Annotated in this window: 18 protein-coding genes; 5 read left to right on the forward strand and 13 right to left on the reverse strand. The window is 54.8% G+C overall.

Annotated elements, in window-relative coordinates; genetic code table 11:
* Window positions 1-17 precede the first annotated feature (17 nt).
* Window positions 18-617 carry a 5'-deoxynucleotidase gene (gene yfbR, locus LH23_RS21215; protein WP_039295536.1) on the forward strand — a complete coding sequence of 200 codons (600 nt, stop codon included), beginning with the start codon at window positions 18-20 and terminating at the stop codon, window positions 615-617.
* Between the two features lie 82 nt (window positions 618-699).
* On the opposite strand, the gene LH23_RS21220 is transcribed toward yfbR, so the two are convergent.
* The 5 genes from LH23_RS21220 to LH23_RS24125 form a co-directional block, all read right to left on the reverse strand.
* The gene (locus LH23_RS21220) at window positions 700-2,532 is read right to left on the reverse strand and encodes an SLC13 family permease (RefSeq protein WP_039295538.1); all 1,833 of its coding nucleotides are present in this window, start codon (window positions 2,530-2,532) and stop codon (window positions 700-702) included.
* 91 nt (window positions 2,533-2,623) lie between these two features.
* On the reverse strand, window positions 2,624-3,319 hold the full coding sequence (locus tag LH23_RS21225) for a sugar phosphatase (protein WP_208330061.1): 696 nt from the start codon (window positions 3,317-3,319) through the stop codon (window positions 2,624-2,626).
* Complete coding sequence (locus LH23_RS21230) at window positions 3,297-3,791, reverse strand: YfbU family protein (RefSeq protein WP_008459766.1); 495 nt, start codon at window positions 3,789-3,791, stop codon at window positions 3,297-3,299. Before LH23_RS21230 ends, LH23_RS21225 begins: the two co-directional genes overlap by 23 nt.
* Window positions 3,792-3,886: 95 nt before the next feature.
* Window positions 3,887-4,342, reverse strand: coding sequence for a terminus macrodomain insulation protein YfbV (gene yfbV, locus LH23_RS21235; protein ID WP_008459760.1), 456 nt, complete (start codon window positions 4,340-4,342; stop codon window positions 3,887-3,889).
* Between the two features lie 56 nt (window positions 4,343-4,398).
* The gene (locus LH23_RS24125) at window positions 4,399-4,620 is read right to left on the reverse strand and encodes a hypothetical protein (protein WP_139827320.1); all 222 of its coding nucleotides are present in this window, start codon (window positions 4,618-4,620) and stop codon (window positions 4,399-4,401) included.
* Between the two features lie 60 nt (window positions 4,621-4,680).
* Between LH23_RS24125 and ackA the strand changes: the two genes are divergently transcribed.
* Window positions 4,681-5,883: an acetate kinase gene (ackA, locus tag LH23_RS21240; protein WP_008459758.1), complete on the forward strand. Its 1,203-nt coding sequence runs from the start codon at window positions 4,681-4,683 to the stop codon at window positions 5,881-5,883.
* Window positions 5,884-5,968: 85 nt separating this feature from the next.
* Window positions 5,969-8,110 carry a phosphate acetyltransferase gene (pta, locus tag LH23_RS21245; protein ID WP_039295542.1) on the forward strand — a complete coding sequence of 714 codons (2,142 nt, stop codon included), beginning with the start codon at window positions 5,969-5,971 and terminating at the stop codon, window positions 8,108-8,110.
* Window positions 8,111-8,175: 65 nt separating this feature from the next.
* On the opposite strand, the gene LH23_RS21250 is transcribed toward pta, so the two are convergent.
* From LH23_RS21250 to LH23_RS21270, 5 genes are all read right to left on the reverse strand, one after another.
* Window positions 8,176-9,129 (reverse strand): transketolase family protein, encoded by a 954-nt coding sequence (locus tag LH23_RS21250; protein ID WP_039295544.1) that lies wholly within the window; start codon window positions 9,127-9,129, stop codon window positions 8,176-8,178.
* Window positions 9,122-9,955 (reverse strand): transketolase, encoded by an 834-nt coding sequence (locus tag LH23_RS21255; RefSeq protein ID WP_039295546.1) that lies wholly within the window; start codon window positions 9,953-9,955, stop codon window positions 9,122-9,124. The genes LH23_RS21250 and LH23_RS21255 overlap by 8 nt, the downstream gene beginning before the upstream one ends.
* Window positions 9,955-11,346 (reverse strand): PTS ascorbate transporter subunit IIC, encoded by a 1,392-nt coding sequence (locus tag LH23_RS21260; protein WP_039295548.1) that lies wholly within the window; start codon window positions 11,344-11,346, stop codon window positions 9,955-9,957. Before LH23_RS21260 ends, LH23_RS21255 begins: the two co-directional genes overlap by 1 nt.
* 151 nt (window positions 11,347-11,497) lie before the next feature.
* Window positions 11,498-11,770, reverse strand: a complete 273-nt coding sequence (locus tag LH23_RS21265) for a PTS sugar transporter subunit IIB (RefSeq protein ID WP_008459751.1) — start codon at window positions 11,768-11,770, stop codon at window positions 11,498-11,500.
* An 85-nt stretch (window positions 11,771-11,855) separates the two neighbouring features.
* Entirely contained in the window at window positions 11,856-12,299 is a 444-nt protein-coding gene (locus LH23_RS21270) for a PTS sugar transporter subunit IIA (protein WP_039295549.1), read from the reverse strand.
* Between the two features lie 256 nt (window positions 12,300-12,555).
* Between LH23_RS21270 and LH23_RS21275 the strand changes: the two genes are divergently transcribed.
* Window positions 12,556-13,575, forward strand: coding sequence for a LacI family DNA-binding transcriptional regulator (locus LH23_RS21275; protein WP_039295550.1), 1,020 nt, complete (start codon window positions 12,556-12,558; stop codon window positions 13,573-13,575).
* Between the two features lie 57 nt (window positions 13,576-13,632).
* Here the strand turns inward: LH23_RS21275 and yfcD are convergent, their stop codons facing one another.
* Genes yfcD through yfcF form a run of 3 tightly spaced genes read right to left on the reverse strand, consistent with a single transcriptional unit; the run spans window position 13,633 to window position 15,493 of the window.
* The gene (yfcD, locus tag LH23_RS21280) at window positions 13,633-14,181 is read right to left on the reverse strand and encodes an NUDIX hydrolase YfcD (RefSeq protein WP_039295551.1); all 549 of its coding nucleotides are present in this window, start codon (window positions 14,179-14,181) and stop codon (window positions 13,633-13,635) included.
* 58 nt (window positions 14,182-14,239) lie between these two features.
* On the reverse strand, window positions 14,240-14,791 hold the full coding sequence (yfcE, locus tag LH23_RS21285) for a phosphodiesterase (protein WP_039295552.1): 552 nt from the start codon (window positions 14,789-14,791) through the stop codon (window positions 14,240-14,242).
* Window positions 14,792-14,848: 57 nt separating this feature from the next.
* The gene (yfcF, locus tag LH23_RS21290) at window positions 14,849-15,493 is read right to left on the reverse strand and encodes a glutathione transferase (RefSeq protein ID WP_039295553.1); all 645 of its coding nucleotides are present in this window, start codon (window positions 15,491-15,493) and stop codon (window positions 14,849-14,851) included.
* A gap of 151 nt (window positions 15,494-15,644) precedes the next feature.
* Between yfcF and yfcG the strand changes: the two genes are divergently transcribed.
* The gene (yfcG, locus tag LH23_RS21295) at window positions 15,645-16,274 is read left to right on the forward strand and encodes a GSH-dependent disulfide bond oxidoreductase (protein ID WP_039295554.1); all 630 of its coding nucleotides are present in this window, start codon (window positions 15,645-15,647) and stop codon (window positions 16,272-16,274) included.
* The last annotated feature ends 32 nt before the right edge of the window (window positions 16,275-16,306 follow it).

A 16,306-nucleotide genomic window follows, 5' to 3' on the forward strand; every position in this document is an offset into this window, starting at 1 on the left:
GTAACCGCGAGAACGTCATGAGTCAGAGCCATTTCTTTGCCCACCTATCCCGCCTGAAACTGATTAACCGCTGGCCACTGATGCGCAACGTCCGCACCGAGAATGTGTCCGAACACAGCTTACAGGTCGCCATGGTTGCCCATGCCCTCGCCGCTATCAAAAATCGTAAGTTTAACGGCAACGTTAACGCTGAAAGAATCGCGCTGCTGGCGCTGTACCACGACGCCAGTGAAGTGCTGACCGGGGATTTACCCACGCCGGTAAAATACTTCAATTCGCAAATCGCACACGAATACAAAGCCATTGAAAAGATTGCGCAGCAGAAGCTGATCGAAATGGTGCCGGAAGAGCTTCGCGATATCTGGGCGCCGCTGATCGATGAGCATAACTACACTGAAGAAGAGAAAGCGCTGGTGAAGCAGGCCGATGCGTTATGCGCTTATCTGAAATGCCTGGAGGAGCTGTCGGCAGGAAACAACGAGTTTCTGCTGGCTAAGAGCCGCCTGGAAAAAACGCTGGCCGACCGCCACAGCGCGGAAATGGATTATTTTATGCAGGTCTTTGTACCGAGTTTCCAGCTCTCGCTGGATGAAATCAGCCAGGATTCGCCGCTTTAAACACTTTCCTCTGCCGAAGCGAAATCGGGATAATGTTTTCTCCTTCTCCCTTACAGGGAGAAGGCCGGGATGAGGGTAAATATCAGAACGGGAACAGCATCGGTACCATCACCACGCTCACGATCATCACAATCACGGTAAACGGTACGCCGAGCTTCACGAAGTCGCTGAACTTATAGTTTCCAGGCCCCAGCACCAGCGTGTTCACCGGTGAAGAGACTGGCGTCATAAACGCCGCAGAAGCCGCCATCGCCACGATCATCGCAAACGGATAAGGTGAGACGCCCATTGATTTCGCCGCCGCCAGCGCAATAGGCGCCATCAATACGGCCGTGGCCGTATTGGAGATAAATAACCCGATAGCCGCACACATCACAAACAGGCACACCAGCATGATATATGGGCCGTAGCCGCCGCCAAACTCCATCAGCCCATGAACGATCAAATCCACCCCGCCGGTTTTCTGCAGCGCCAAAGCAAAAGGCATCATCCCGACAATCAAAATAATGCTCGGCCAGTGAATTGCCTTATAGGCACTTTCCATATCAATACAGCGGAACTTGCCCATCAGCAGGCAGGCGATAATCGCGGCGATGGGATTCGGTATTTCGTCGGTCAGCATCAGCGCCACCATCAGCGCCAGGCAGAAAATCGCATGAGGTGCCTGGCTGTGTGCCGGGGAAGCATCCCGCTCTTCCACCGGCAGATTGAGCACCAGGAAATCACGGTTTTGCTGTGAGAGCTGGTTGATAAGCTTCCAGTCGCCGACCACCAGCATAATGTCACCCAGTTGAACAGGTTCATCCACAAGTAGTCCTTCCATTGCTTTACCGTCTCGACGCAGGCCAACAACATTGAGACCGTAGCGGGTTCGGAAGGCAATTTCTCGCAAAGTCTGCCCGGTGAGCCCGGACTCTGGCAGCAGAGAAACTTCTGCCATCCCCACATCCAGCGCCTGATCGGAGAAATACTCGCCGCGCAGAATCATCGGCTCCAGCATTTGCTCCCCGCAAAACTCTCGCAAATCAACGTCTGAGGCGGACATATCGATCAGCAGAACGTCACGTGCGCGGAACTCAGTCACGCCGGTCACATTAACGATAACACGGCGGAACTTGCGCCATCGTTCAAGACCGATAACGTTAGCCCCGTAGCGCTCGCGTAGTTTCAAATCATCGAGTCGGTGGCCGACCATCGGCGAACCAGGGCGAATAGCCAGCCGTCGCGCCCGCCCGGTCAGGCGATACTCTTTAATCAAGTCACGAAATGAACGGCGCTTCCAGCTCTCTTTTCCTGCTTCATCGCCCTGACCTTTGAGAGCAAAGCGCACCACCAGCATATAAAGGATGCCGAGCACCAACACCGCAAGGCCAATCGGCGTCACGCTAAAGAACTGGAACCCCTCCAGCCCTTCACGCAGCAGCTCGCTGTTGATAACCAGATTAGGTGGTGTCGCGACCAGCGTCATCATGCCGCTTATCAGCCCGGCAAAGCTGAGCGGCATCATTAGTCTGGAAGGAGAGATTTTCATGCGCATAGAAACGCTGAGCACCACCGGAATAAAAATGGCCACCACGCCGGTAGAACTCATGAAGGCACCTAATCCGGCCACCGTCACCATCAGCAGGACCAGCATTTTGGTTTCGCTACTGCCCGCCACGTCCACCAGCCAGCTTCCCATTTTGGTGGCTACGCCGGTACGCACCAACCCGTCGCCAATAATGAACAACGCGGCAATCAGGATAACGTTGGGATCGCTAAAGCCGGAAAACGCTTCGCTGAGGCTTAATGTTCCGCTAAGCACAAAAGCAACAATCACCAACAGCGCTACCGCATCCATACGCATCTTTCCGGTCGCGAACAGCAGGACGGCAATCCCCAGCAACGACAACACCCAAATGAGTTCCGAATTCAAAACGAGTCCCTGAATGGCTGAATATTGGTGAATTGAATGTAGACGAGAATGCCATAAAAAAACCCCGCAAATGCGGGGTTAAATCATGGGATTAGTGTTTTCTTAACACTTCGACTATTCCGTCCGGCGATTTCTGAACAAGCAATTCGGTGAGGGAAGTCAGAACGTAATCTACGTGCTCAAGTCGGGGGGTATCCGCCGGGGCATTAACGGCTATCACATGGCAGCCAGCGGCAAGTCCGGAAAGCACGCCAGCGGGCGCATCTTCAACAACCACGCACTCTTCCGGCTCCAGGCCAAGCAGCTGCGCTCCCAGCAAATAGGCATCCGGTTCTGGTTTACCACGTGCGACCCGTTCCGCGGTCACAAACACTTCCGGTTCTGGCAGCCCACCGGCCAGGCGACGGGCGGATGCTACCGGCACGGAACCTGAAGTCACTATGGCCCACGGAATCCCCGCTTCGTTAAGATGAGCCAACAGCTCTGCAGCACCCGGCAGCGCGACAATGCCGTCGGTATCTTCAGACTCAAGTTTCTCCAGACGCAGGAATTCCTGCTGAATCTCTTCCTCAGAAGCACCGGCCATAAAGTGGCGCAGTGAGGTAATCGCCTGCTTGCCGTGGATGAAGCCCAATACTTCTTCCGGGGAAATATTAAAACGCTTTGCCCAGTTTACCCACGCGCGCTCAACGGCAGGAAGGGAGTCAACCAGCGTACCATCCAAATCAAACAAGAAACCTTTACACTTCACTACGCGTCTCTCCTCAGGCGTTAATGATCTGCGCAATCTCGTTGGCGCTTAAGTGATACTGACGTGGGCAAGCGTGCCACACTTTCAGCATTCGTTGGTATTTGTCCCACATCGGGGTTTGGGCGTTGAAACCGTGAGTACCGGCATCAAAATGGGTATATCGGCCTTCAATATTCACCATAAAGCGAACATAGCCGAGGAAGCGGGCTTCAGTGGCTGCATCAAACCCCATAAACGTGACGCGGCGCTCATCGATTTCTTTGCTGTCTTTCAGGTTGGTCCAGGAGACATGCATCGCGTGATACATTTCCATGATGTCGATAACGATGCGGCATGTTTCCTCTTTTAGCTCGCCAAACTCGCGATCCAGCTCGCGCATTTGCAGGCCATAGCCGCGTTCGATGATGGTCTGCAGACGACGATAGCGTTCGGCGTTGTCCGGGTCCATCATCGTCATCATCTTATACTGGTTAGATAAAATCAGACGTTGCGCGTGGGTCATTTCCATTTCCTGGCTCCTTTGGTACATGGAAAAATTCAGGTTACGGTTAGGATAACCTGTAAGAAAGTGTGCCTTCCTTTATATGCGCAACCGCAGGGTAATTACAAATCATCCAGGAAAGTTTTATCCAGCTGTTTGAACGCACGCTTCAGCACGTCCGCCAGCGCCTGGTAATCAGGCTTGCCTTCCACCGGTGCCAGGGCCTGCCCGGCTTCCTGAAGCTTCATGCGGACGTCATAAAACCACTGTAACGTCGACGGTGGTAAAGGCGTGACCGAGCGTTTGCCCAACCACCACAACCCTTGCATCGGCAGGCTACAGGCAAAGAGTGCCGTCGCCACCGCCGGGCCAAGCTGGCCACCCAACGCGATTTGCCACGTCAGGGTAAATACCGCCAGCGGCGGCATAAAGCGGATGGCATAGCGGGTGGCACGTATCACGCGGTTTTCGATAAACACCGGCGCCAGACGCTTATCCAGCGGCCAGGTCTTTGAGTAGTGTTGCCCACGTCCGAACAGGCTAAACCAGCTTACATGGCTATTCTGGGGTGTCGACATGGCTCATACCTCAACTCTACGTATAAAAAATAAAATAATACTGTAACTCAACAACTCTAAATGACATCGTTCAAAAAATTTTGTCTTTCCGAGCCGCTATCTGCTACCCTGTGCCGGCCTTTGATGGCCGTAGTTGGGAAACCACAAGCTGTCAAACATTCTTTTACATCGCCGTGACCTGCAGCCTCAGGAATATGGCGTAAACTCTGAGTAATTTTATTCGCCATGCCGAAAAACGCTTCCGGCATGACGTTAATCATAAATGTCGGCGTCATCATGCGCTACGCTGATAGACTCACTGACGTTTTTTTAGCCACGTATCAAAAATAGGTACTTCCATGTCGAGTAAGCTAGTACTGGTTCTGAACTGCGGTAGCTCATCACTGAAATTCGCAATTATCGATGCTGTAAACGGTGAAGAGTACCTTTCTGGTTTAGCAGAGTGTTTCCACCTTCCTGAAGCCCGTATCAAGTGGAAGCTGGACGGCGCTAAACAAGAAGCGGCTCTGGGTGCAGGTGCCGCTCACAGCGAAGCTCTTAACTTCATCGTTAATAAAATTCTGGCAGAAAAACCAGAATTGTCCGCTCAGCTGACCGCAATTGGTCACCGTATCGTACACGGCGGTGAAAAATACACCAGCTCCGTTGTTATCGATGATTCTGTGATTCAGGGTATCAAAGATTCAGCCTCTTTTGCACCGCTGCATAACCCGGCTCACCTGATCGGTATCGCTGAAGCCCTGAAATCCTTCCCTAACCTGGCTGATAAAAACGTTGCCGTGTTCGACACCGCGTTCCATCAGACCATGCCGGAAGAATCTTTCCTCTACGCTCTGCCGTACAAACTGTACAAAGAGCACGGCGTTCGTCGCTACGGCGCACACGGCACCAGCCACTTCTACGTGACTCAAGAAGCCGCAAAAATGCTGAACAAGCCGGTTGATGAACTGAATATCATCACCTGCCACCTGGGCAACGGCGGTTCCGTTTCTGCTATCCGTAACGGCAAATGCGTTGATACCTCCATGGGTCTGACCCCGCTGGAAGGTCTGGTGATGGGTACCCGTTCCGGTGACATCGACCCGGCTATCATCTTCCACCTGCACGATGCCCTGGGCATGAGCGTAGAAGACATCAACAAAATGCTGACCAAAGAGTCCGGCCTGCTGGGTCTGACCGAAGTGACCAGCGACTGCCGTTACGTTGAAGACAACTACGCAACTAAAGAAGACGCTAAACGTGCAATGGACGTTTACTGCCACCGTCTGGCGAAATACATCGGTTCTTACACCGCGCTGATGGATGGTCGTCTGGACGCCGTTGTCTTCACCGGCGGTATCGGTGAAAACGCCGCGATGGTGCGCGAGCTGTCTCTGGGCAAACTGGGCGTACTGGGCTTCGATGTTGATCACGAGCGCAACCTGGCTGCACGTTTCGGCAAGTCTGGCTTCATCAACAAGGAAGGCACCCGCCCTGCGGTGGTTATCACCACCAACGAAGAGCTGGTCATCGCTCAGGATGCATCCCGCCTGACCGCCTGATTCCCTCACCGCCAGCCTTAGCTGGCGGTGTTGTTTTCTGAGTCGAGTGAGCATATCTGCTCGCGAAAACGAAAGAGGTTATACCGTGTCCCGTACTATTATGCTGATCCCTACCGGAACCAGCGTCGGCCTTACCAGCGTAAGCCTTGGCGTTATCCGTGCTATGGAACAAAAAGGCGTTCGTCTGAGCGTGTTCAAACCTATCGCCCAGCCGCGTACCGGTGGCGATACGCCGGACCAAACCACCAGCATCATCCGTGCTAACTCCACCATCCCGGCCGCTGAGCCGCTGCACATGAGCCACGTTGAGTCTCTGCTGTCCAGCAACCAGCAGGACGTGCTGATGGAAGAGATCATCGCCAACTACCACAACAGCAGCAAAGATGCTGAAGTAGTGCTGGTTGAAGGTCTGGTGCCAACCCGCAAGCACCAGTTTGCGCAGGCGCTGAACTATGAAATCGCCAAAACCCTGAACGCAGAAATCGTCTTCGTGATGTCTCTGGGCAATGACTCTCCAGAGCAGCTGAAAGAGCGTATCGAACTGACTCGCAGCAGCTTCGGCGGCAGCAAAAATACCAACATCACCGGCGTGATCATCAACAAGCTAAATGCCCCGGTTGATGAGCAGGGCCGCACCCGCCCGGATCTGTCCGAAATCTTCGACGATTCCAGCAAAGCAAGCATCGCGAACATCGATCCTAAGCAGCTGTTTGCCGACAGCCCGCTGCCGGTTCTGGGCTGCGTGCCATGGAGCTTCGAGCTGATTGCCACCCGTGCAATCGATATGGCTCGTCACCTGAACGCGACCATCGTCAACGAAGGCGATATAAACACCCGCCGCGTGAAGTCTGTGACCTTCTGTGCGCGCAGCATTCCGCACATGCTGGAACACTTCCGCCCAGGCTCTCTGCTGGTTACCTCCGCAGACCGCCCGGACGTGCTGGTTGCAGCCTGCCTGGCCGCCATGAACGGCGTGGAAATCGGCGCTATCCTGCTGACCGGTGGTTACGAAATGGACCCACGCATCAGCAAGCTGTGCGAACGTGCTTTCGCTACCGGCCTGCCGCTGTTCATGGTCGAAACCAACACCTGGCAGACCTCCCTGAGCCTGCAGAGCTTCAACCTGGAAGTCCCAACCGACGACCATCAGCGTATCGAAAAAGTGCAGGAATATGTGGCCAGCCACATCGATGCTAACTGGATCGAATCCCTGACCGCGACCTCCGAGCGCAGCCGTCGTCTGTCTCCTCCAGCGTTCCGTTACCAGCTGACAGAACTGGCTCGCAAAGCCGGTAAACGCGTCGTGCTGCCGGAAGGCGACGAACCGCGTACCGTTAAAGCGGCAGCTATCTGTGCTGAGCGCGGTATCGCTACCTGTGTGCTGCTGGGTAACCCGGATGAAATCACCCGTGTTGCTGCGGCGCAGGGCGTTGAGCTGGGCGCAGGCATCGAAATCGTTGATCCAGAAGTGGTTCGCGAGAGCTACGTGGCCCGCCTGGTTGAGCTACGCAAGAGCAAAGGCATGACCGAAGCCGTTGCCCGTGAGCAACTGGAAGACAACGTTGTGCTGGGCACCCTGATGCTTGAGCAGGACGAAGTTGACGGCCTGGTTTCCGGCGCGGTTCACACCACCGCCAACACCATCCGTCCACCGCTGCAGTTGATCAAAACCGCACCGGGTAGTTCTCTGGTCTCTTCCGTGTTCTTCATGCTGCTGCCTGAACAGGTTTACGTTTACGGCGACTGTGCGATCAACCCGGATCCAACCGCAGAACAGCTGGCAGAAATCGCGATTCAGTCTGCTGACTCCGCTGCCGCTTTCGGTATCGACCCACGCGTTGCCATGCTCTCCTACTCCACCGGTAACTCCGGCGCGGGTAGCGACGTTGAGAAAGTGCGTGAAGCAACCCGTATCGCTCAGGAAAAACGCCCTGATCTGGTCATCGATGGTCCACTGCAGTATGACGCTGCGGTTATGGCTGACGTGGCTAAGTCTAAGGCACCAAACTCTCCTGTTGCGGGCCGTGCGACCGTGTTCATCTTCCCTGACCTGAACACCGGTAACACCACTTACAAAGCGGTACAGCGTTCTGCAGACCTGATCTCCATCGGGCCAATGCTGCAGGGTATGCGCAAGCCGGTTAACGACCTGTCTCGTGGCGCACTGGTGGACGATATCGTCTACACCATCGCTCTGACCGCGATTCAGTCCGCTCAGCAAGCGTAAGCTGACTGAGATACAAAAAAGGCAGCCATCTGGCTGCCTTTTCTTTTTTCTGTCACCCTTAACCACTACAGCAGTTCTTTCGCCGCTTTCACGATATCTGCCGCCGTCAGGCCATATTCCTGCTGCAGGAAATCCTGAGTCCCGACCTGGCCGTAACGCTCCTTCACGCCGACTCTGCGCATCGGCACCGGGCAGGTTTCCACCAGCACTTCCGCCACCGCCGACCCCAGCCCGTTGTGAATACTGTGGTTTTCACAGGTCACAATTCGGCCGGTTTTTTCGGCGTAATTCTTCACCAGCATACGGTCGATAGGCTTGAGGGTGAACATGTCAATGACCGCCGCGCTAACCCCTTCCTGCTCCAGCTGCTGAGCCGCTTTTACCGCTTCGGCAACCATAATCCCGTTGGCGATCAGCGTGATATCCGTTCCGTCCCGCAGCACATTACCTTTGCCGATGGTGAAGGTTGAGCCTTCCTCATAGACCGTGGCCGCCTGCTTGCGAATAGTCCGCACCCAGTAGAAGCCTTCCAGCTCGATCAGCTGACGCAGAATATCTTTAAACATCACCGCATCAGTCACTTCCAGTACAACAGAATGCGCCAGCCCGCGAACAATACCCATATCTTCAAACGACATATGGGTCCCACCGTTATGGCAGGCCGTCACCCCGGCGTCGGAAGCAATCACCTTGACGTTATTGCGCTGGTAATCCAGCGACATAAACAGCTGGTCAAAGCAGCGGCGGCTGGCGAAGGCGGTAAAGGTGTGGACGAACGGCTTGCGCCCGGTCAGTGACAGACCCGCCGCCACGCCAATCACGTTGGCTTCCATGATGCCGCAGTTAATCACATGCTGCGGGTTATCTCGCTGCACGCCATCCATCGCCATCGAACTCATCAGGTCAGCTTCCAGCGCGATGATCCCGCTGCCTTCGCCAATCTGCTGCTGAACAAACCCGGCGTAGACTTTACGCATCTCTACGGCGTCCTGGCCGCCGCTCTGACTTACCTTAATCATGTGCCGCCTCCAGTTGCGCGATGGCCTGCTCCAGCGCCTGTTTTGACTGCTCCGTCAGGCGGAGATGGTGTGAGTTCCCCAGTTGCTCAAGATACGGCACCCCTTGCCCTTTAATGCTGTCGAGGATCACCAGCAAAGGACGCTGTTCGCTGCTGCGAACGGGTTTTACCGCCGCCAGCAAACCGGCAATGTCATCGCCTTTCACCTGCACCACGTCAAACCCGAAGGCGCTAAACTTCTCTGCCAGATCGAAAGCACAGATGATTTCGTCCAGCTCGCCGTCCAGTTGCTGTTTGTTCCAGTCCACGAACACCGTCAGATTGTTAAGACGATGATGAGCAATAAACTGGAAAGCCTCCCAGCACTGCCCCTCGTTCAGCTCGCCGTCGCCAACGATGCTGAATACCCGGTTGCGACGCTGTGCCAGCTTGTGGGACAGCGCCATACCGGCAGCAATAGAAATCCCCTGCCCCAGTGAACCGGTGGTCGCATCCACGCCGCGCGTTTTCAGGCGGTCGGGGTGGCTAGGCAGGCTGGTGCCGTTCTGGTTCAGCGTGGCCAATTGCTCCACCGGAAAATAGCCTTTCAGCGCCAGCGTGCTGTACAGCGCCGGGCCAGCATGCCCCTTCGACAGCACAAAGTAGTCGCGTTCAGCCCAGTCAGGGTCGCCCGGATCGATATTCATCACGTCGCCGTACAGCACTGCCAGCGTCTCGACCACCGACATGCTGCCGCCGTAATGGCCAAATCCCAGTTGGGTGAGCGCTTTCAGCGTCTCTACCCGGATGTCTCGCGCAAACCGCGTAACGTCTGCCAGTTCATTCATTATTTAGCCCCCGTATTGTCTTCAGTGTGTACGGCAGGAGTGCCTTTTCCTTTGCCCAGATAGTTGAACCCGACCAGCACCGCAAATACGGCCACCACCACAGCAGTAATCGCCGCAGGTGACAGGAAGCGTGCAAGATTGCCGAGGATAATCCCCACCACGCCGAAATCAGCGTCGGAGAAAGTTGTGTTGGCGAAGCCCAGCGCACCCAGGACAGGCAGCAGCAACACTGGCAGGAAGGTGATCAGCAGCCCGTTGGCAAAAGCCCCCACCATCGCGCCGCGACGGCCGCCGGTAGCGTTACCAAACACGCCCGCTGTCGCCCCGGTAAAGAAGTGAGGCACCACGCCCGGCAAAATCAGCACCAGCTTCATCTGCCCAAGCAGGAACAGGCCCACCAGTCCGCCGAGGAAGCTAAACAGGAAGCCCACCAGCACGGCATTCGGCGCATAAGGGTAAACCACCGGGCAGTCCAGCGCCGGACGAGCATTAGGCACCAGCTTCTCGGAGAAACCGGTAAATGCCGGGACGATTTCTGCCAGAATCAAGCGCACACCCTGCAGGATGATGAACACCCCCGCCGCAAAGGTAATCGCCTGAATAATGGAGTAAACCAGGAAGTTCTGGCCTCCGCTAAGCTTCTCTTCTACATAAGCCTGGCCTGCACAAATCGCGAGGATCATGTAGATAACAATCATGGTCAGGGAAATGGAGATTGAGCTGTCACGCAGGAAGCTGAGGTTCTTCGGCAGGTTCATCTCTTCCGTGGAGCGCGAACCTTTGCCGCACTTGCTGCCGATCCAGCCGGACAGCACGTAGCCCAGCGTACCGAAGTGGCCAAAGCCGATATCGTCGGTGCCGGTGATGCGGCGCATATAGCGCTGCGCAATGGCCGGGAAGAATGCCATGATCAGGCCGAGGATCAGCGACCCGGTAAACACCAGCGCCACGCCTTCAAAGCCCGCCACGGTCAGGATGACGCTTATCATGCACGCCATGTAGAACGTGTGGTGCCCGGTCAGGAAGATGTACTTCAGGCGGGTAAAGCGAGCCACAATGATGTTCGCCACCATCCCGAAGGCCATGATCAGCGCCGTGGATGCCCCGTATTTCTCCAGCGCGATAGAAACAATCGCCTCATTATTAGGAATAATGCCCTGAATATTAAAGGCGTGTTCAAACATACCGCCCAGTGGATTCAAAGACCCCACTAATACGGTGGCACCGCCGCCCAAAACAATAAAACCTAATACGGTTTTAATTGATCCTTTTACCACATCAGAAAATGACTTCTTTTGCGCAACAAGGCCAATTAATGCTATCAGCCCGACAAGAATGGCCGGGACTTTCAGAATATCAACAATAAAATTCAGCGTGCCAAGGATAAACATATCCGCCTCCGCTCATATCCGTCATACTTCGAACCCCAGGTGCGTTGACTGCACTCACTCCTCCCAGTCATTTACTTGATGTAAACTCCTGAGATGCCTGAGCTTGTCGCCTGCCTACAATTCGAATTATTTTGGCTATATATTATTATGATTAACGACCCGCAAAATAAGCGCTCAGCTTATTTTCCAGCTCATTGATGTCGATGATGTTGTTGATCACCACCAGCTGGCTGTCCGGCAGGCGCGCGCTGGCTGCAATATCTTTCGCCATCACAAACACATCTGCCGCGTCCGGGGTGGCGGAGGATAAATCCGAGTGTTCGACCTCTGCCTCAATATTGAGTTTTTTAAGCACTTTTTTAATATTCATTTCGACCATAAAACTACTGCCGAGACCTGAACCGCAGATTGCCATTATCTTCATTTTGTGTACCTTATATTTTTAGTAGAGTAAGAGCGCATCGCATTTTTCAATGCAACGTAAAAACCTATGGTGTTAAATTAAAAAACTAGAATCGATTAATTATTTTTTGTATTTCCTCCAGGTTATTGGCCTGATGCAATAACGCCATGTCTTCGTCGCTGGAAAATAGCTCAGCGAGCGCGGAAATCATTTCAATGTGACTATGGCTGTCCGGGGCCGCCAGCATAATAATGACATCCACCGGGTCGTTCCCCTCAGAATGAAAGCTAACGCCCTGCCTCAGCTTCAACAGTGAGAGACCAAGCCCGGTCGCGCCCTCTTCCGGACGCGCATGCGGCATTGCCAGGCCCGGCGCCAGCACATAGTACGGCCCCAATTTTTGATGCTGCTGCATAATGGCCGTCAGGTAATGGGGGGCAATAATCCCCGCGTCCAGCAGTGGCCGGGCGCTAATCTCCAGCGCCTGCTGCCAGTTTGCGACCTCGTCATGAAGCTGAATAGTCTGCGGATGCAGCCATTGGTTGAGCACGATAACCTCTCGAAATCGACTTTGATGATGGGCAAACTTTATTCAACGGCCCTGGGTTTAACTGTGATTGATATCACAAAGATAGCGCTACCAATAACTATCACTCGATTTTGTGATAGCGCTATCAAATTGCAATCATTGTGTTAAATCGCATTAAGGCGCACGATTTCAGGCGTATACTTGAGCGATATTTCCCCTTCTTTTTCAGGGGCCAACGTCAGCCTGGCGTTTTTCAGGTCGAGAATCAGGAATCACAATGTCCATAACCCGAAAGCGGCGAAGTACCGGTAAGGTGACGCTTGCAGATGTGGCTCAGCTCGCCGGCGTCGGTACCATGACCGTTTCGCGAGCGCTAAGAACCCCGGAGCAGGTTTCCGACAAATTACGCGAAAAAATCGAAGCGGCGGTTTCCGAGTTGGGTTACATGCCCAACCTTGCGGCAAGCGCACTGGCCTCAGCCTCCTCGTATACCATTGCGATGGTGGTCCCAAGTCTGGCGGAATCCGGCTGCAGTGAAATGTTTGCCGGCCTGCAGCAGGTGCTGCAGCCTGCGGGGTATCAGATAGTCCTTGCTGAGTCCCAGCACCGGCTGGAACAGGAAGAGAAGCTGCTGGAAACGCTGCTGGCCTCCAACATTGCCGCGGCGATCCTACTGAGCGTGGAACACAGCGACACGGTGCGAGGCTGGCTGAAGCACGCCAGCATTCCTGTGCTCGAAATAGGTGCCACCCGCGTCGATCCGCTGGACATGAACATCGGCATTGATAACGTCGCCGCCATGTTTGAACTGACGGAAATGCTCATCCACCGCGGCTATCAGAACATCGGGCTGCTGTGCGCGAACCAGGAACAGTGGATTTTCCAGCAGCACCTTCAGGGCTGGTACAAGGCGATGCTGCGCCACCATATGTCGCCCAACAGGGTAATCAACGCTGCCGCGCCGCCGACTTTCTCCACCGGGGCCGCACAGCTACCTGAGTTTCTGTTGGCCTGGCCGGAGCTGGATGCGCTGGTCTGCGTGTCGGATGAACTGGCCTGCGGCGCGCTGTACGAATGCCAGCGCAGGCGCATCAAAGTCCCTGACGACTTAGCCATCGTTGGTTTTGGCGACAGCGACGTGAGCCGCGTCTGCCAGCCTGCGCTGACCACCATTGCGGTACCGCATCGTAAGATTGGGATTGAAGCCGGACGGGCGCTGCTGGCAAGAATTAACGAAGAAGAGTGGGACAGAAGCCCGACTATCGCGTCATCGCTGTGTATGCGGGATAGTTGCTGATTTTCCCTCACCCAGGTCCCTTCCTGACGGGAAGAGGATCGGGGTGAGAGCCAACGATTACTCGCTTTCTTCGCTTTGTTTTTGTGACTCATTTTTAGCGTTGCGGGTCATCCACAGCGCCAGCGCCTTCAGCGAATCTGGGGTAAATTCGTCACAGCGCGCGGTGATCTCTTCCGGGGACATCCAGCTCACTTCACTGACTTCTTCTTCCTGCAGCGCAAAAGGCCCGTGAGACACGCAGCTAAAGAGTCCACCCCAAACGCGGCAGCTATCGTCTTCGAAGTAGAACTGCCCGTGCTCCGCGAACGGTACGCCGGCAATGCCCAACTCCTCTTCCGCCTCGCGGCGAGCTGACTCGAGCATTTGTTCATCCGCCTGCACGACACCACCTGCGGTAGCATCCAGCATGCCCGGCATGAAGTCTTTAATTTCGGTACGACGCTGCACCAGAATTTTGCCCATACCATCGTGAACAACAATATAGGTCGCGCGATGACGCAGCCGCTGCGCACGCATTTGCTCGCGGCTTGCCTGTGCGATGACCTCATTGTCCTCATTCACAATATCTACCCATTCCGTGCCGACAAAATGACTCTGTTCCACCATCAGGGAAACCTTATTCAGGGGCGCTCTTACGGCGCGTTATTGGATTAACCTGTCAACGTTACGGGGTAATACGCACCTGTGCAATAACCCCATCACTCTCCAGCGTGCGAACGGTCAGAACGCCATCATCCAGCATCCCGTAACTGGCCTCAAAACCGCCCTTCGGTATGCTGACAGAGCCTGGATTAAACAAATAGATCTGTTCGTGCTTTTCTGCAACCGGAAGATGCGTATGGCCGAAAATCAGAACATCGCCAGCGGACAGCGGTGGCAAATGCCCAGGATGATAGAGATGCCCGTGGGTCAGGAAAAGCCGCTGCTGCACCAGCAAAACCTGCTGCCAGGGAGCGGTAATCGGAAACTGGAGCAGCATCTGGTCCACTTCGCTGTCGCAGTTTCCGCGCACCGCGATAATCTTATCGGCAACGCTATTCAGGCACTGCGCCACCGCCGGGGGATTGTAGCCTTCGGGTAGCGCGTTCCGAGGGCCGTGATTCAGTAAGTCGCCCAGAATAACCAGCCATTTCGCACCGCTGTGCGCGAAACGTTCCAGAACTTTTTCCGTGGCGGGTAGCGAACCGTGAAGGTCCGAAGCAAACATCAGTTTCATTTATCCCTGGCTCCAGTAGTGACAATCCGCCAATGATAACGAATTCCCCGGACGCTATCAGCCCGCGTTTTTGGCCGACTGCGCCAGCCAAAGCTGCACCGACGCGCGCTGCCACTGGAAGCTGGCATACTCTTTCAGCCGCTCAGGGACTTCATCTCCGTTCAGAATCAGACGGTTGAGCATCAGCGCCAGGTCGGTGTCGGCGATAGACCATTCACCAAACAAATTTTGCTGCCCTTGCGGGAGCAAATGCTCTGCGGTAGCGATCAACTTCTCTGCAGCCTGAAGACCCGCCGGGCTTAGCGCCGGTTTCTTCTCGCCGGCAAAGACCACGGCGGTAGAGCGCTCTTCCCGAATAGGCATTAAGTCACTGCGCAGCCACGCCTGCACCTGCCGCGCCCGGGCGCGTTTTTCAATATCGTGAGGATAGATACGTTCCCACGTCGGAGGCGCAAAACGCTCTTCCAGATACTCATCAATAGCGGAGGATTCGCTGAGCACAAAATCCCCAACGGCCAGCACCGGCACCCGGCGAGTCAGATCAAACCCTTTCCAGCCCGGCTTTAAATTCTGGCCGCTGGCGAGGTCGACGGTTTGCAGAGAAAAGGCGAGCCCTTTTTCTTTCAGCGCAACAAAAACGGAAAGCACATAGGGGCTGAAACACTGGCTATCGGTCCACAACGTAATGGCAGGCTGGCTCATCATATCCTCACTTATTCGCGCGACAGGTTATTGAACATAGAGCGAAAAAATCGTTTTGTCATCCGCTTAAAACGCACCATTCCGGTGCAGAAATAGCAATAACTTCTATACTCGAAACATTTGCCAAAATGGACTAAACCCTGGAGTGACCATGATCGAACTTTATTATGCGCCTACCCCAAACGGCCATAAAATTACCCTGTTTCTGGAAGAAGCTGGCCTGGAGTACAAAATCCACCGGGTCGATATCGGCAAAGGCGAACAGTTTCGCCCGGATTTTTTGGCTATCTCGCCGAATAACAAAATTCCTGCCATCGTGGATAACAAACCAGCCGACGGCGGCGAGCCTTTAAGCCTCTTTGAGTCCGGCGAAATTTTGCTTTATCTGGCCGATAAAACCGGGTTACTCCTCAGCAAAGAACTGCGCGCCCGCCACGCCACGCTGCAGTGGCTTTTCTGGCAGGTCGGTGGGTTCGGCCCGATGCTGGGCCAGAACCACCATTTCAACCACTTTGCTCCGCAGCCCGTCCCTTATGCTATCGAACGCTACCAGGTCGAAACCCAGCGCCTTTACGGCGTACTCAATAAGCAACTCGAGAAAGCCCCGTGGCTTGGTGGCCACGATTACAGCATTGCGGATATCGCGACTTATCCCTGGGTGGTGTCCCACGAGCGCCAGCGCGTTGATCTCGCCAATTTCCCGGCAGTAAGGAACTGGTTTGAGCGGATCCGCACCCGGCCTGCCACCGTGAAGGCTTACCAGCGAGCAGAGAAGGCGTAATCCCCGGTTCAGGTTTTTTCCCGCGCTGGTGT

It is taken from the genome of Cedecea neteri (assembly GCF_000758305.1).
GTDB lineage: Bacteria > Pseudomonadota > Gammaproteobacteria > Enterobacterales > Enterobacteriaceae > Cedecea > Cedecea neteri_C.

Excerpts from the sequence above, each read along its gene's own strand:
- yfbR (WP_039295536.1), top strand. The coding sequence starts at position 18 with ATGAGTCAGAGCCATTTCTTTGCCCACCTATCCCGCCTGAAACTGATT.
- LH23_RS21230 (WP_008459766.1), bottom strand. The coding sequence starts at position 3,791 with ATGGAAATGACCCACGCGCAACGTCTGATTTTATCTAACCAGTATAAG.
- yfbV (WP_008459760.1), bottom strand. The coding sequence starts at position 4,342 with ATGTCGACACCCCAGAATAGCCATGTAAGCTGGTTTAGCCTGTTCGGA.
- LH23_RS24125 (WP_139827320.1), bottom strand. The coding sequence starts at position 4,620 with ATGATGACGCCGACATTTATGATTAACGTCATGCCGGAAGCGTTTTTC.
- ackA (WP_008459758.1), top strand. The coding sequence starts at position 4,681 with ATGTCGAGTAAGCTAGTACTGGTTCTGAACTGCGGTAGCTCATCACTG.
- LH23_RS21250 (WP_039295544.1), bottom strand. The coding sequence starts at position 9,129 with ATGATTAAGGTAAGTCAGAGCGGCGGCCAGGACGCCGTAGAGATGCGT.
- LH23_RS21255 (WP_039295546.1), bottom strand. The coding sequence starts at position 9,955 with ATGAATGAACTGGCAGACGTTACGCGGTTTGCGCGAGACATCCGGGTA.
- LH23_RS21260 (WP_039295548.1), bottom strand. The coding sequence starts at position 11,346 with ATGTTTATCCTTGGCACGCTGAATTTTATTGTTGATATTCTGAAAGTC.
- LH23_RS21265 (WP_008459751.1), bottom strand. The coding sequence starts at position 11,770 with ATGAAGATAATGGCAATCTGCGGTTCAGGTCTCGGCAGTAGTTTTATG.
- LH23_RS21275 (WP_039295550.1), top strand. The coding sequence starts at position 12,556 with ATGTCCATAACCCGAAAGCGGCGAAGTACCGGTAAGGTGACGCTTGCA.
- yfcD (WP_039295551.1), bottom strand. The coding sequence starts at position 14,181 with ATGGTGGAACAGAGTCATTTTGTCGGCACGGAATGGGTAGATATTGTG.
- yfcE (WP_039295552.1), bottom strand. The coding sequence starts at position 14,791 with ATGAAACTGATGTTTGCTTCGGACCTTCACGGTTCGCTACCCGCCACG.
- yfcF (WP_039295553.1), bottom strand. The coding sequence starts at position 15,493 with ATGAGCCAGCCTGCCATTACGTTGTGGACCGATAGCCAGTGTTTCAGC.
- yfcG (WP_039295554.1), top strand. The coding sequence starts at position 15,645 with ATGATCGAACTTTATTATGCGCCTACCCCAAACGGCCATAAAATTACC.